This is a genomic window from Chryseobacterium sp. PMSZPI, from assembly GCF_002835665.1.
GTDB lineage: Bacteria > Bacteroidota > Bacteroidia > Flavobacteriales > Weeksellaceae > Chryseobacterium.
Genome location: NZ_PIZV01000051.1, coordinates 1 through 14159 on the forward strand (window position 1 = coordinate 1; position 14159 = coordinate 14159).

Genomic DNA, 14159 nt, shown 5'->3' on the forward strand with positions numbered 1-14159 from the left:
CAGAAGTTCCTGATCTTGTGCGTCTTCTTTTTTTGGATTTTTACAAGAGGTAATCAATGTCAAAAGTACCATTGTTAATACTGTTTTTCTCATATAATATGTTTATAACCACTAATTTAATTTTAATTTTCTTATCGTATTTCAAATCCAGGTGATATTTTTCGTTAAATATCGATAATACGTGTTTTTTTGTTGCCGCAAAGGTATTTTCATTGCTTGTAATAGCTTGTTAGAAAGTCTTTAGAAAGCTATTAGAAAACCATTAGAATTGCGTGTTACAACCATTGGCCAAATTTTTTGATAAACCATTGTTTTACCAATTGGGTTAGAATGCAATATCCTGTAAGAATTCCGATCAGGTAAGGAAAATAGCTTAAAGGTAAAGGTTGCATTTTCAGATAGGAAGCTATTGGAGTAAACGGGATCATAATTCCAATCAACATAATCAAACTGGTTAAAGCAACTACCGGAGCAGCAGCCCAGCTTTGGATAAACGGAATTTTTTTCGTTCTGATAATATGAACAATCAAAGTCTGAGACAATAGTCCTTCCACAAACCAACCTGTCTGAAATAAACTTTGATTTTCCGGAGTATTGGCTTTGAAAATAAAGAACATCACTGCAAAGGTCACATAGTCAAAAATAGAACTTAAAGGACCGATATACAGCATGAATTTTTTGATGCTGTCAGCTTCCCATTTTTTCGGTTTTTCCAGAAAATCTTTATCCATTGTATCCCACGGAATAGAGGATTGTGAAACATCATACAATAAATTTTGGGTTAAAATCTGTAACGGAAGCATGGGTAAAAATGGAAGCAGGGCGCTCGCTCCAATCATGCTGAACATATTTCCAAAATTACTGCTGGCTGTCATTTTTATATATTTTACAATATTTCCAAAAGTTCTTCTGCCATAGATGACTCCGCTTCTGAGTACCATTAAATCTTTTTCCAACAAAATAATATCAGCACTTTCTTTGGCAATATCAGCTCCGGTATCAACAGAGATTCCGACATCAGCTTCTTTAATAGCTGCTGCATCATTAATACCATCTCCCATGAATCCTACAGTATGTCCTTTTGATCTTAATATTTTAACGATACGTTGTTTTTGTAAGGGACTTACTTTGGCGAAAACAGAATAAAGATCCATGTCTTTGCTCAATTCTTCATCGCTTATGGTATCCAGTTCATCTCCCAAGATGATTGTATTGACAGGAATTCCTACATCATGACATATTTTTTTAGCAACAATGTCATTATCTCCGGTTACAACCTTCACTTCAACACCAAGTTTGTGTAAAGCTTTGATACTTGGCTCTGCGGATGGTTTGGCGGGATCAAGGAAACCTATAAAACCGGTAAGTGTGAGGTGGTTTTCATCTGCAACAGAATAATTCAATGGATGGTCTCCGTCAAATTCACGAATGGCGACTAATAAGACTCTTAATCCTTCTGCATTCAGTTTTTCGGACATTTTGATGATCTGTTGTTTCATCAAATCATCCAATGGAACAATATTGTCATTTTCAATATGCAGGCTGTGGTCTTCTCCGGGATCCAGGGCATATTTACATAAAGAAAGCATTTCTTCCACTGCACCTTTGGAAATCATTAGATGTTTACTTTTGGAAGTGTTCAGAATCACGGACATTCTTCTTCTTTCAAAATCGAAAGGAATCTCATCTACTTTCAGATAAAGTTCATCTGCTTTTATCAGATTGTGAACTTCCGCATGCTCTAAAACGGCCTGGTCTAAAAGGTTTTTGAGCCCGGTTTGATGGAAGCTGTTGAGGTATGCCCATTTTAATACTTCGTCGTCTTCGATACCACGAACGTTGAGATGGGTTTCCAGTACAATCTTGTCTAGTGTAAGGGTTCCGGTTTTATCGGTACAAAGAATATCCATGGCTCCAATATTCTGGATAGCATTTAATCTTTTAACGATTACTTTCTTTTTGCTCATATTGACGGCTCCTTTGGCCAGATTGGCGGTAACAATCATCGGAAGCATTTCAGGAGTAAGTCCTACGGCTACGGCAATAGCGAATAATAATGCCTGCATCCAATCGCCTTTTACCAATCCATTGATAAAAAAAATAATAGGAGTCATGACCAGCATAAATCGGATGAGGAGAAAGCTTACTTTATTCACTCCAATATCAAAAGCGGTTTCAGGTCTTTTGGATACCAGATTTCTGCTGATGCTTCCGAAATAAGTGAAAATGCTGGTATTGACTACTACAACGATTGCCGATCCGCTTACCACATTAGTTCCCATGAAACATATGTTTTGTAAAGTCAATGGATTTCGGTCTTTGGCATCCTTGATGGGGAAGGCATTTTTTTCGACAGGTAATGCTTCTCCTGTGAGAATTGATTCGCTGATAAAAAGATCTTTACTTTTCAAAATTCTACAATCGGCAGGAACCATATCACCTGCCGAAAGGATAACAATATCTCCGGGAACAATTTCTGTAATTTCTATTTCTTCACTTTCTTTAAACTTTCTTTTGGTGAGGCAGCTTGTTTTTACCATCCTCTTTAAAGCTTCAGCAGCTTTGTTACTTCTGAATTCCTGGATAAATCTTAAAACAGTACTGAACAGAAGCATCACCGAAATAATAATGCTGGTGCTGAGATCCTTTTCTTCTGCAGGCACAAGAATCACATCAATAAATAATGAAATTATGGCAATGCAAGCCAGAATATAATTGAAAGGATTAAAAAAGGAATGAGCAAACTGTTTTACCCATGAGGGAGCCTTTTGGGTAGCAATTTCATTTTTACCATAAATTTTCAGACGGTCTTTTACCGTGTTTCCGCTAAGCCCTTCTTCCGAAGTTTCCAGCATGGCATACACCATTTTCTCGTTCTCAGAGGCAGCTTCTTTTAATTTTACAAGTGCTGCTGAATTGAGATTTTTGTTTGAGGATTTTTTTAACATCGCTTCAGTTGTTGTTCAAATGTTATAAATCATTTTCAGTACCTATAATTTCCCAGCTTACTTTAATCACTTTATCTTCGATTGTTAACCTGCTGGCTGTTTTTTCCATGAAACTGTCTTGTGGAGTGGAAGCGTGCACTTCTGCTGTGATGATGGCATTTTCAGGAATCCCATTGTCGTCGCTGGTAAGGGATTTTAATAAAATTTTATCATTTCCGCTTAAAGACTGCATCAGTTGTACCCGAATATGGTTCTCTACTTCACTTTTACATTTAATGGTGAGCAGATATTCGGTATAGTGGCTCCTGCTGCTAATATTGTTTCCCAATTTTACTCCTAGTGGGCGGAGAATAACATGAGTAAGGATGATAAATCCGCTGGTAATAGCTGCTTCAAAAGGGTAGCCCAAAGCACTAAGAGCACCCACAGATGCTGAACACCAAATGGTAGCAGCAGTATTAAGTCCGCGAACAGTAAGTCCGTCTTTCATGATAACACCTCCACCCAGAAAACCTATACCACTTACAATATAAGAGGCTATTCTTCCTGTGGCATCACCTCCGATCCTAATGGAAAGAAGTACGAATGCTGCAGACCCCAGACATACCAGAGTATTGGTGCGAAGACCTGCGCTTTTTTGATGCCATTGTCTTTCAAAGCCAATACCGGCACCCAAGGCAAATGCGGTGAAGAGACGGAGTGTAAATTCTAATGTGGTCATAACCTTTCTGTTTTTTATAGCGTTCAGCCGCCATACAGAAAGGTATAGGGATGAATACTTAGTTGTTGCAATAATGTGATGAATCGGTATCCATATTGGTTTTTATTTAATGCAAAGGTATTCTTAGCTATGGGAAAAAGCTGTTAGAAAGGTCTTAGAATGTTATTAGAAAATTATTAGAGAAATTATTATCAGGAGTTTTGGATTAAAATTTCTATATTTGATAGTATCATTTGATACTATAAAATGACATCATATAATGAAACCTCCTTATCAAATAACAAATAAAATTTTAATGTTAATTACTTCTATTTCAGAGAAAATAGGAGAAATTAATGGTGCTTTTTTATACAGACTTACAACGGAATTAAGAAAAAAAAACCGGATTAAAACCATTCAATCTTCTTTGGAAATTGAAGGAAATACTCTTACCGAAGAACAGATCACTGCACTATTGGAAAATAAGAGAATAATAGCTCCTAAAAAGGATATTCTTGAAGTCCAAAATGCCATAGAAGTATATGATCGGCTTAATCAATTTAATCCTTACCAATTAAAAGATTTGGAAAAGGCACATTCAATTTTAATGAATGGTTTAATTGAAAGTGCGGGTAAATTCAGAACAACAAATGTAGGTATTGTGAAAGGTTCGAAAGTTGAACATATAGCACCAGGAGGAACAATGATTAGGGGTTTAATGAAAGATCTTTTTAGATATTTGAAAAAAGATGATGATCTGTTATTGGTAAAAAGCTGTGTCTTTCATTATGAATTTGAATTTATTCATTCGTTTGTTGATGGAAACGGGCGAATGGGGAGACTTTGGCAGACATTGATTTTGATGCAGCAATATCCCGTTTTTGAGTTTTTACCGGTTGAAAGTTTAATCAAACAAAGGCAAAAAATATATTATAGTAAACTCTCTGAATCTGATAAAAAAGGAAATTCAACTCCCTTTATAGAATTTATGCTTGAAATTATTTCAGATGCATTGGAAGAAGTTCTACAATCGCAAAATAAACCACTTTATGCAGGAGACAGGATTTCATTATTTAAAGATAAAATAGGTAAAAACAAATTTAGCAGGAAAGATTATTTATACCATTTTAAAAATATATCTGCTCCTACAGCCAGTCGCGACTTAAAATGGGCTGTTGAAAAAGGTATTTTGGCTAAATTCGGAGAGCAGAGATTAACGGAATATCAGTTTTTGTCAAATTGATTTAAAAACAACTTCTGTGAGTCCTATCAATAAGATGAGATCTGTACCCATTACAAAAGGTAAAATTTCAATACATTTGGGGGCAAACTATTGTAGGCTATAAATTTCTGATTATAATTTATAGAATAAAGTTCGCTTAAGTCCGGAAATTCCTTTCCAAGATGATTTATAATAAGATGAGATTTTAGAAATGAAGAATTCAAACATAGCAATACCAGCAACGCTTTTGGCCATTATCTGTGTTCAGGGAGGAGCCTCTATTGCCAAGCAGCTCTTTCCTCTTATAGGACCTATTGGTACAGTTACTTTAAGAATTGTGCTTTCTGCAATTTTGCTTACTTTGATTAACCGTCCGAAATTTTTGCAATTTACAGCGCAAAAATGGAAATACTGTGCCATGTATGGAATGGGGCTGGCCGCTATGAATCTTATTTTTTATATGGCGATTCAACGGATTCCATTAGGCTTGGCGGTTACTGTGGAATTTGCGGGACCTTTGTTTTTGGCTTTAGCACTGTCACGTAAATTGTTGGATGTCGTTTGGGCATTATTGGCTTGTATTGGAATTCTGCTTATTGTTCCATGGCAGAGTAATCATATAGATCTATTAGGTCTTGGGCTAGCTTTCCTTGCTGGAATGTTTTGGGCTGTTTATATCGTCATGGGTGGTAAAGTTGCCAAAATTATGGATGGAAAGGATGCGGTAACAACCGGGATGATATTTGCAAGCTTATTGATTATACCTTTTACGATATGGGATGGAGCTGTATTCAATCTGACACCTACTATTTTTATGAAAGGCTTGGGGGTTGCCATTTTATCAAGTGCATTACCATTTTCTCTTGAAATAATGGCGTTGAAGAGGCTTCCTGCAAAAACTTTCAGTATATTGATGAGTTTGGAACCTGCGTTTGCGGCGCTTTCCGGATTAATATTCCTTGCGGAAGAGTTGAGTTTTTTACAATGGATTTCCATTGCCTGCGTAATTGCTGCAAGTATAGGAACTACGGTTTTCAATAAAACGGCTACATCGCACAATTAAAAAAAAATTAAACCATTAAGAATCAATTAAGAGTGTAAGTAAAGTTAAGATTCAAATAAATTGGAATAAAGCGTTCTGCTTAATGAATATCTCGATATTTGCTTAATTATTCTTAATAACTTAATCCTATTTAATAGTTCGAAATTATCTTTGAGGTAAAAGTTAAGCGTTTTCAGTACTAAACATCACCGTAAAAACAGTAGCCTTGTTATCTGATATCACTTTAATAGTTGCACCATGAAGATGGATAATTTTTTCAGTCAGGAAAAGCCCGATTCCATATCCTTTTTCTTTTTTTGAATTTTCACTTCGGTAAAAAGGCTCAAAGATATGCTCCATATCTTCCCGAGAAATAATGATGCCCGTATTGGTAAAATTAATGTGAAGTGTATTGGTATGCGCTTTTACTTCTATAGAGCACAAATGTTCAGGAGAATATTTACATGCATTATCAATAAGGTTATTAAAAGCAACTTGTAACAGATACTCATTTCCTTGAATGATCAATTGATGTTCTTCAACAGTGTCTTCAATATTCAATGAAACTTTATATCCTTGATTTTCTTTGATGATTTTTGAATAAGACTCCAAGAGAACTTCATCGAGACGGACTTCTGAAAAGCTGATTTCATTTGGGTCGTAGCTTGCTTTGGCAAGATCCATCAAGCTGTTCGAAAGTTTGGCCATATTACGAGCGTCATCCAATGCATATTGAATGGTCTGTTGATATTCTTTCTGAGTTTGTTCTTTTTCAGAAGCAAGCTCTAATTCCGTGATTATTGCGGATAATGGTGTTCTAAGTTCATGTGATATATTGGAAACGAAATATTTCTGGGCATCAAAGGAATTTTCCAGGCGTTCCAGCATTCCGTTGAAGTTTTGGGCTAATTCATTAAGTTCATCTTTTTTTTCACCGGTTGTTTTGAGTCGTAATTGTAGTTTTCCAGCGGTAATCCTTTTAATTTGATTGATCATTTCATTCAATGGACTTAATGCTTTTTTAGAAAGAAAAATTCCGGCAAGATAAATCAGGATTAAAATACTAATAAAAGAAATGATGCTGATGGTAAAGAGATGAGTGAGATATTCATATCCATATTTGTCATATGAAGCAGCTGTTACTGCATACACTTTTCCATTATAATGGTATGTCATCCCAATAACCTGTAGATTATCTAAAAAGAAATTGATTTTTTTATTCCGGAATATCTGAGAAAGCATTTCCGGGGTTTCTTTTACATAATCTACCTTTGCATCATCATGATAGATAAGCTGATTCTTGAAATCATAGATAGCAACCTGAACTTCATTGAGAGTCCTGTTGTTGTTTTTGTACAGTTGATGCATCTCCTGTTCGGGAAGTGAACTTTGAAAAAATAAATCAGCTTTGGCAATGGCCTCATTCTGCAATTCGCTGTAAAAAGATTTTTCTCTGGCTTCTTTGGATGAATAATAAATCGAAATACTGTAGATTCCCAACAGCATTGCAGTGATTAAAGTAAAAAGCAGAGTAAGCCTGGTTCTTATTTTCATCCTTCTATTTTTAATTAATGCCTGTTTCGTAATCTTTTTTCAAGATAAAACCCATTCCTGCTTTGGTGTGAATAAGTTTTACATCAAAATCCTTATCAATTTTTTTTCGAAGGTAGTTGATATATACATCAATAAAATTGGTTCCTGTATCAAAATGAGTTTCCCACACTTTTTCGGCGATCTCACTACGGGAAAGTACTTTTTCAGAATTTTCCATCATGAATTTAAGCAAATTGAATTCTTTTGGAGTCAATTTGATAGGAGTATGATTTCTGCTGACTGTTTTTTGTTCCAGATTCATTTCAATGCCTTCATATTTAAGAACAAAAACTTGTTGATGCTTCTGTTGTGAAAAACGTTTTAAAAGAACTTTGATTCTGGCTACCAGTTCGCGCATTTCAAAAGGTTTGGTCATATAATCATCAGCTCCGGCATCAAATCCTTCCAATTTATCGTCTGTAGTTCCAAGAGCAGTAAGCATTACTACCGGAAGGTTTGGTTTTAAAGATTTTATTTCATTACAAAATTCGAGACCGCTTTTTTTAGGAAGAATGATGTCCGTCACTACCAGATCAAAGTTGGTTTGTAATGCCAGTTTTTGGCCTGTGATACCATCGTAAGCCACGGTTACTTCAAATTCAGCTTCATGAAGCCCTTTTGTAATCAACTTTGAAAGCCTGTCGTCGTCTTCAACTAATAAAATATGTGGCATAAGAATATTCGAAATCTTTGAGTTGGATGAAGCTCAATCAATACTTCACACAAATGTAATGAATTCTATTTTGTAATTTTGACAATGAAACAATAATTGAATGTCAGAATTTGAAGCATCTTTTCATAAAAGAATAAAAAAGACAATAGTTACAGGAATTTTATTTTTTTTAATCGGACTGTTGATGAATTGTAGTTCTTCTCGATCATCACAGCTCAGAAATGGAGATTTACTCTTTGTAACAGCAAAACAAACCGGACTTTCCGGAGCCATTAATAATGTAACTCAAAAACAGAAAGTAGCTTCTTTTGATCATATTGGAATGCTGGAAAAAGAGGGAAATAAAATGTTTGTCTTACATGCTGCTCCAAAAGGTGGTTCCCAAAAACAAGACCTGGAAGACTTTATAAAAGATCATAGAAATGAAGGGCAAAGAGTGATTGTTTATCGGTTGAAACCGGAATATCAAAAGGCAATTCCTGCTGCTGTGGAAAAAGCAAATTCTATGCTTGGTAAGCCATACAATTTCAATTATATCCTCGATGAAAATTCATATTATTGTTCAGATTTTGTAGAAAGAGCCTTTAGAGAAGATCATATTTTTACATTAGAACCCATGACCTTTATTGATCCTCAAACAGGAAAAACAAATGTATTCTGGGAAGAATTTTATAAAAAGAAAAATCTAAAAGTGCCGGAAGGAGAGCCCGGATGTAATCCTAATGGGTTGGCTGGCTCAAAAAAACTGGATAGAATTAAAGAATTATAAAATGTAGGAGTTGTAAAAGTGTCATTCTGAACATAAACTGAAAGTTTACGAACGTAGTTCAGAAATGTAGTGAAGAATCTTAAATGTTCGCTTTTTTAAAGATTCTTCCTTCGTCAGAAATCGAAGATTCGACGTAGTCAATGACAAAATCCAATTATTTGATTTTTAAGATAGATTCAAAAAGTTAAATTTTTAAAAATATTAGTCTACTAATTTGGTGGACTAATATTTTTTTATATTTTTGTCACAGATTTAATGCAAAAGCAACATGATCTGAATATGTTTAACCAAAAATGTTTAGCAATGATTACACCTACTCCTAGTCTGCAGGTTTTACAAAATAAATTAAACCTGCCTAAAAAAGAATTGATCCTGGAAATAGAGTTGAATGGTAAAATGAAATTTGAACATTTAATGTATACTATTTACAATCAACTGGGGATTTGTCATAGAGTGTTATCAGCTAACGTAGAGTATATCAACGGATACAGTTTTGGTACAGTGCAATTATACATTAATGTTAATTCAGAAGATTATCAGCAACTTGATTTCTATCTGAATAAAAATAAACTTTTGAGTACAACGGTGGAGTATACCTGCCGAAAATATTCTTAAGAGAGATTCATATAGTTTTAATTACTCAAAGTGTCCGGTATTGTATCGGGCACTTTTTATTTTGGAATAATGTTTTTTCTCCTGCAGATCTACAGATTTTTAAAATAAAGAATAAATATTAACCCCAATCCCGACAACTATCCCAATTGAAGGAGTGAGAATTCCCCTCCGGAGGGGTGTCAAAAATTCAAAGAATTTTGACGGGGTGGTCATAAAAAGAACATTAATTACTTTCTTAAACACAAAGTTCTATTCTCAAGATTCCATGTTTTAAGGCAGCAAAGAGATAATCAATTAAAATTGATTTGATGAAGCTTACGTAAAAGTGGGATAATAAAAAAGCGCTCGGATCACTCCGAACGCTCTATAGTAATAAAAATAAGTTTCTAGATTCTTTCGATATCAGCACCAATTGCTTTTAATCTGCCATCGATATTTTCATATCCTCTGTCGATTTGTTCGATGTTGTGGATGATAGATTTTCCTTCTGCAGAAAGAGCGGCAATCAGAAGAGCGTTTCCTGCTCTGATATCAGGAGAAACCATTGTTGTTCCTCTTAGTGGTGCTTCTTGGTTCAATCCGATTACAGTTGCTCTGTGCGGATCACATAAAATGATCTGAGCACCCATATCGATTAATTTATCAACGAAGAATAGTCTGGATTCAAACATTTTTTGGTGAACCAAAATACTTCCCTTTGCCTGAGTAGCTACCACCAGGATAATGGATAATAAATCCGGGGTAAACCCTGGCCATGGCGCATCAGAAATCGTAAGGATAGAACCGTCAATAAATTTCTGGATTTTATAATGTTCCTGAGCCGGAATATAAATATCATCTCCACTTTGCTCAAGCTGAATACCTAATTTTCTGAATGTATTAGGAATAACTCCCAATTGGTTCCAGTTTACATTTTTGATGGTAATTTCAGATTTTGTCATGGCAGCAAGACCAATCCATGATCCGATTTCAACCATGTCCGGAAGCATGGTGTGCTCAGTACCTCTTAAATAATCTACCCCTTCAATCGTAAGAAGATTAGAACCTATTCCTGAAATATTGGCTCCCATTCTGTTCAGCATTTTGCATAATTGCTGAAGATAGGGCTCACACGCAGCATTGTAAATTCTTGTTTTTCCTTTGGCAAGTACGGCTGCCATTACAATATTGGCTGTTCCTGTTACAGAAGCTTCTTCCAACAAAATGAATTTTCCTCTAAGCTCTTTTGCTTTTAAAGAATAGAAATACTCTTCTTCATCATAATTGAATTCTGCACCAAGTTCTACCAATCCCTGGAAGTGAGTATCCAGTCTTCTTCTTCCGATTTTATCCCCTCCCGGAGTTGGCATATAAGCTTCTCCATAGCGAGCCAACATCGGTCCCATAAGCATAATGGATCCACGTAGTTTAGCTCCGTCTTTTTTGAATTCTTTCGATTTTATATAGTCGAAATTAACTTTATCTGCTTTGAAAGTAAAATCACCATGTCCATTTTTAGTAACCTTTACTCCGAAATCACCTAAGATTTCAATCAATCGGTTAACATCATGGATGTCCGGAATATTTTTGATTCTGACTTCTTCGTCAGTTAATAAAACAGCACATAAAATTTGCAGAGCCTCATTTTTGGCTCCTTGTGGAGTTATTTCACCCTGCAATCTTTTTCCTCCTCTTATTTGAAATGTTCCACTCATTATTTCCTGTTTTTATGATTATGCTTTCGCTTGTTGTTATTGTTGTTGTTGTTCTGATTTTTATTTCCGCCGTTGTTTTTGTTGTTTCGGTTGTTGTTATTCGTATAATAGATCTTGCTCTTTTCCAGAGAATCAATTCCGGTAAGGTCCAATCTGTTTTCAGACAACTCTTTCAAATGTCTGAAAATAACGTCATCAGTTACGTGTTCCTTATTATATACATTATAAGATTTCTTCATGTTGTTGGCAATAACCTCGATCAGGGCTTCTTTTTCGTCACCTGTTTCCAGTTCGATTGCTTTTTCGATTAATTGAAGAATACTTTTTCCGTAAAATTTAAAATCTCCCTGAAGTTTTGGGTATTCCATTTTTTTAGGCTTCTCTGCCAATTGTTCTCTGGTAGGAAAAGGATATGGAGAATCTACGTCCAGATCATATTCTGCCAGGATAAAAAGATGGTCCCAAAGTTTATGTTTATAATTTTCTTCGTCGCGAAGTTGTGGGTTTCTCTGACCCATAAAATCGATGATTGCCATAGCCATTTCATTCCTTTCCTCTTTGGTAGGAAGTTCTTTACAGCGCTCAACCAACTGTTGTATAATTCTGCCGTATTCCGGCATATGAAGCTGAGTTTTTTGGGTGTTGTATTCCATAGAATGCAAATATATGGATTAAAAGAAAAATTGTTTCGAGAAACTTAAAAATTTATGATTTTTTAATGAAAGTTTTGGGTGACTTTTCTACTTGATTCTCTGATGAAAATGAAAATATTTCACTTAAAAAAGAATTTTTTTTCAATAAAAATGTATCTTGGTTGTTAGATTGATATTTAGATACAGCTATGAAAAAAACATATTACCTCCTTTCTATATTGGCTTTAGGCCTCGTTTGTTCTTGTCAGAATAATGATGAAACTGTTGAAAAGTCTCCCCAACAATTGGAAGTACATGATAAAATAGTGAATGTGACAAATCATGATGGAAGACCATTCAGTACAGGAACAGTCTCAGAATCGATACACGGGAAATTTGTAGCCGGCCCGGGGGGAAGTGTTTTAATGCAGGGATTTTATTGGGATGTTCCGGAAGGAGGAAACTGGTGGAATACGGTTAAAGATAAAGTAACAGCATGGTCTAATGCAGGGATAGGAGCGGTATGGCTTCCACCGGCTTCAAAAGCTCAGAACGGAGCATTATCAATGGGATATGATCCTACCGATTATTATGACTTTGGAAATTTTAATCAAAATGGAAGTATTGAAACTCGTTTCGGATCAAGAACCGAGCTGGAAGCTTTGATTACAAAAGCGCACGCAGAAAATATGCAGGTATATGCTGATATTGTTATCAATCATAACAGTGGCGGACAATCGGAAGCGAACCCTTTTACAGGAACCAATACATGGACTGATTTTACCGGGGTGGCTTCAGGAAAATTTCAAAGAAATTATAATGATTTTTATAAAAATGCCTACGGAAATAATGATGAAGGTTCTTTTGGAGGATTTCCGGATTTATGTCATGCAAACCCTCATGTTCAGGATTGGCTTTGGGGAAGAGATGACTCAGTAGGGAAGTATTATAAAAATGTAATGAAATTCGATGGTTGGAGATTTGATTATGTGAAAGGTTTCGGACCTTGGGTCATCAACACCTGGAACTCTAAAGTGGGTGGTTTTTCAGTTGGAGAATTATGGGATTCAAATGTCAATACATTAGAATGGTGGGCAAATAGTGCCAATAGTTCTGTATTTGATTTTGCAGCCTATTATAAAATGGATGAGGCTTTTGATAATGGCAATTTAAATGTGCTCAATGATGATATGATGTGGAAAAGAAATCCTTTCAAAGCAGTCACGTTTGTGGCTAATCATGATACTGATATTATTAATAACAAAATGCCGGCTTATGCCTATATCTTGACCCATGAAGGTTATCCGACAATTTTTTACAAAGATTATGAAGAAGTATTAAATAAAGAAAGGTTAAATAATCTGATCTGGATTCATAATAATAAGGCAACGGGAACTACTTCGATTTTATATACGGATAATGACGAATATATTGCCAGACGTAATGGTTATAACGGAAATCCGGGATTGGTAGTGTATATCAATACATCTTCAACCTAGCAGGAAAGATGGATTCAAACCAACTGGGGTAATCAGCAAATTAAAGATTTTACCGGTCATTCAAACTGGTATCCAACGACGCAAGGAGATAAGTGGGTGAAAATTCAATGTCCACCAAATAGCTATTCTGTATGGTCGCTTAATTTATGAGTAATGAGTTTGGGATCGTACTCATAATTTTGTAAATGCTGAAATAGCAGCCAGATTCCACGCTACACTTCGTTTCGCTCTGAATGACAAAAGGAGCTTATTGTTTCAGTCCATGTGTGGAAGAACAAAGTTTATATAAAATACTTTGTGTAGTAAATTATAAGATTAAACATCTGTGTAAATCTGAGAAATCTGTGGGAGATAATATTTAGATCTGAATAAACTTTTTCTTTTGATGCTGATCCGGCAAAAAACATTTTTGATTAGCCAGTTTCATTCTGTTCTTGGAAATGAGATTATAAATTGAATCACTTAAAGCTACCGGTACAATTTTCCCAATGATGGATAATTGATAGATGCCTCCCAGTAAATTGGCAATTTTCAATATGGCTCTGGATTTGATCAGGTAATATTGTGTAGGCTTCCAAAGATAAATGGTATTGAATTCTTTTGTCTCCAATCCTCTTTCTGATAAAAACTGTTGCCCAAATTCAGATTGTAATGAAGCAAACATGAATTGATCCTTTTTATCTCTTTCCAAAATCCATTGTACCCAGAAGTTGCAGACTCCACAATCTCCATCAAAAAATACAATATGTTTGTTTTCCCAGTTTTCCACAAT

11 protein-coding genes and 1 pseudogene are annotated in these 14159 nt (G+C 35.2%); 5 read left to right on the forward strand and 7 right to left on the reverse strand.

Features of this window, described 5'->3' with window-relative positions:
• Positions 1-275 precede the first annotated feature (275 nt).
• Positions 276-2948: a magnesium-translocating P-type ATPase gene (mgtA, locus tag CW752_RS09585; protein ID WP_101239495.1), complete on the reverse strand. Its 2673-nt coding sequence runs from the start codon at positions 2946-2948 to the stop codon at positions 276-278.
• 22 nt (positions 2949-2970) lie between these two features.
• Positions 2971-3669, reverse strand: coding sequence for an MgtC/SapB family protein (locus CW752_RS09590; protein WP_101239496.1), 699 nt, complete (start codon positions 3667-3669; stop codon positions 2971-2973).
• A gap of 259 nt (positions 3670-3928) precedes the next feature.
• Between CW752_RS09590 and CW752_RS09595 the strand changes: the two genes are divergently transcribed.
• Together CW752_RS09595 and CW752_RS09600 are read left to right on the forward strand one after the other, a co-directional pair.
• A complete protein-coding gene (locus CW752_RS09595; RefSeq protein ID WP_101239497.1) occupies positions 3929-4891 on the forward strand; it encodes a Fic family protein in 963 nt (320 codons plus the stop codon).
• 190 nt (positions 4892-5081) lie between these two features.
• Positions 5082-5933 (forward strand): EamA family transporter, encoded by an 852-nt coding sequence (locus tag CW752_RS09600; RefSeq protein ID WP_101239498.1) that lies wholly within the window; start codon positions 5082-5084, stop codon positions 5931-5933.
• A gap of 162 nt (positions 5934-6095) precedes the next feature.
• On the opposite strand, the gene CW752_RS09605 is transcribed toward CW752_RS09600, so the two are convergent.
• On the reverse strand, positions 6096-7466 hold the full coding sequence (locus CW752_RS09605; RefSeq protein WP_101239499.1) for an ATP-binding protein: 1371 nt from the start codon (positions 7464-7466) through the stop codon (positions 6096-6098).
• A gap of 10 nt (positions 7467-7476) precedes the next feature.
• A complete protein-coding gene (locus CW752_RS09610) occupies positions 7477-8178 on the reverse strand; it encodes a response regulator transcription factor (protein WP_101239500.1) in 702 nt (233 codons plus the stop codon).
• Between the two features lie 100 nt (positions 8179-8278).
• Between CW752_RS09610 and CW752_RS09615 the strand changes: the two genes are divergently transcribed.
• Both CW752_RS09615 and CW752_RS09620 read left to right on the forward strand, forming a co-directional pair.
• The gene (locus tag CW752_RS09615) at positions 8279-8947 is read left to right on the forward strand and encodes a YiiX/YebB-like N1pC/P60 family cysteine hydrolase (protein ID WP_101239501.1); all 669 of its coding nucleotides are present in this window, start codon (positions 8279-8281) and stop codon (positions 8945-8947) included.
• Positions 8948-9250: 303 nt separating this feature from the next.
• Positions 9251-9562: an NIL domain-containing protein gene (locus tag CW752_RS09620; protein ID WP_101239692.1), complete on the forward strand. Its 312-nt coding sequence runs from the start codon at positions 9251-9253 to the stop codon at positions 9560-9562.
• Positions 9563-9948: 386 nt separating this feature from the next.
• Here CW752_RS09620 and murA read toward each other — a convergent pair whose 3' ends face one another.
• Positions 9949-11256, reverse strand: coding sequence for a UDP-N-acetylglucosamine 1-carboxyvinyltransferase (murA, locus tag CW752_RS09625; RefSeq protein ID WP_101239502.1), 1308 nt, complete (start codon positions 11254-11256; stop codon positions 9949-9951).
• Complete coding sequence (locus CW752_RS09630) at positions 11256-11909, reverse strand: DUF4290 domain-containing protein (protein WP_101239503.1); 654 nt, start codon at positions 11907-11909, stop codon at positions 11256-11258. Before CW752_RS09630 ends, murA begins: the two co-directional genes overlap by 1 nt.
• 188 nt (positions 11910-12097) lie before the next feature.
• Here CW752_RS09630 and CW752_RS09635 point away from each other — a divergent pair.
• Positions 12098-13537 (forward strand): annotated as a pseudogene (locus CW752_RS09635) (alpha-amylase).
• A 208-nt stretch (positions 13538-13745) separates the two neighbouring features.
• Here the strand turns inward: CW752_RS09635 and CW752_RS09640 are convergent.
• On the reverse strand, positions 13746-14156 hold the full coding sequence (locus tag CW752_RS09640; RefSeq protein ID WP_101239504.1) for a thiol-disulfide oxidoreductase DCC family protein: 411 nt from the start codon (positions 14154-14156) through the stop codon (positions 13746-13748).
• Between the last annotated feature and the right edge of the window lie 3 nt (positions 14157-14159).